General features: G+C 76.5%; 1 pseudogene. It reads right to left on the bottom strand.

From position 1 onward, the window contains the following. Positions 1 to 357 precede the first annotated feature (357 nt). Positions 358 to 1,552: pseudogene (locus tag ACFUJR_RS29430) on the bottom strand (ATP-binding protein); the annotation flags it as partial.

Below are 1,552 nucleotides of genomic sequence, written 5' to 3'. Positions count from 1 at the left end.
CTCGGGCCCGGTGACACCACCCCCCAGGTCATCCGTTCGACAGGGGGACACAGTCATGCCGGGCCCGGAGGCCAGCGGCCCTCTTGCAGGACCGCGAAGAACATAACGGGGACCACGACACCCTCCCCGGAGGGCAGTGACGGCTCGGCCCGGCGGACGTCGACGGCACCGCCTCGGGGCCGTGGCGCCTGCCAGGGCGACCTGCGACGGCTACACGCGGAGCCGTGACGGTCCGGCCCGGGCGAACCCCGACGGCACCACCCTCGGGGCCGTGGCGGTCCGGCCCGGCGGCTCGGCGAGAGCACCGGAGGACCCTGCTCACCCCTGGTGAGCAGGGACGACGAGAGCGTGGGGCGGTCAGTCGGGGCGGCCTCCCTCTCGGGGCTCCCGGCCGGTCTTCCCCAGTGCCTGGACGAGACCCGCGCGATCAGTGCCGAGCTTGCGGTAGACGGCGGACAGCAGCTGGGTCACGGCCGCGTCGTCGGCACCCAGCGCGGCCGCCGCGTCCTCGCCACGGACAGTGAGCTCGGCCGCGGTGTGCTCACGCGCGGTGAGTGTGTCCGTGCCGGCCGGGTGGAGGGTCCGGGGCCGGAGCCCGGCGGCGGCGAGCTCCGCCCTGGCCTCGTCCCCCAGTCCGTCCGCCCCGCACGTCTGGGCGGCCTCCAGGCCCCGGTAGAGGTAGTCGGCGGCCTCACCGGTGCGTCCGGTGCGGCGCAGCGCCCCTCCCAGGGCCACGAGGGAGCGGGCCAGCTCGTACGCGGCGGGCGACCGCTCCAGCCAGTCGACGGACTCCTCCAGGAGCTTCACGCGCTCGTCGCCGCCGACGACCTCGGCCGTCACGCGCAGCGCCTGGCCGATCGTGGAGGGCGCGCCGTACTGGCGGGCGCGGGCCACGGCCTCCAGGGCGGTCGCGGTGGCCCGCTCGGGGGTCTCCCGCGCCTCGGCGAGGGCGAGGTGGAGCTGCCAGGGGCACCAGGCCGGGTTGCGCATGCCGCGCGGGTCGAGGCGCCGGCCGACGGCGGCCAGCTCGGCCGCCGCCTCCTCGACGCGTCCCGTGGCGAGAAGCAGTTCGGCGTGGACGGTCTGGGAGTCGGGGAAGGTGACGGCGGCGGGGAACGGCTCGCCGAAGTCGTGGGTCCGGGCGATCCGCGCGGCCTCCTCGACCCGGCCGCGGGCGAGCAGCACCTCGATCGTGACACCGACGGCGTACCAGTGGGCGGGGGTGCGGGGTCCGACGCGCTCGGCGAGCCGCAGACCCGCGCGGACGAAGTCCTCCGCCTCGACGAGCCGGCCGCGGCGCAGCCGGATGTAGCCCTGAAGCGTGTACGCGAAGGAGAGGTGGGCGCCGCGCCAGCCCTGGCGCTCGAACTCGGCGGTGCCGGCCGCGAAGAGCTCCTCGGCGCGGCCGGGCCGGTCGGCGTAGAGGAAGGTGAGGGCGACCAGGACCGGAACCTCGAAGCCCCGGCTCTCGTCGGCCCAGCTGAGGCCGCCCTCCAGGGCGCGTTCGGCGTGCTCGACGGCGACGGAGGAGGGTTCGGCGCGCAGTGTGGCG

Source organism: Streptomyces sp. NPDC057271, assembly GCF_042668715.1.
GTDB lineage: Bacteria > Actinomycetota > Actinomycetes > Streptomycetales > Streptomycetaceae > Streptomyces.
Note: the sequence above shows the minus strand (reverse complement) of the source record. Positions and strands in the feature narration are given on the sequence as shown.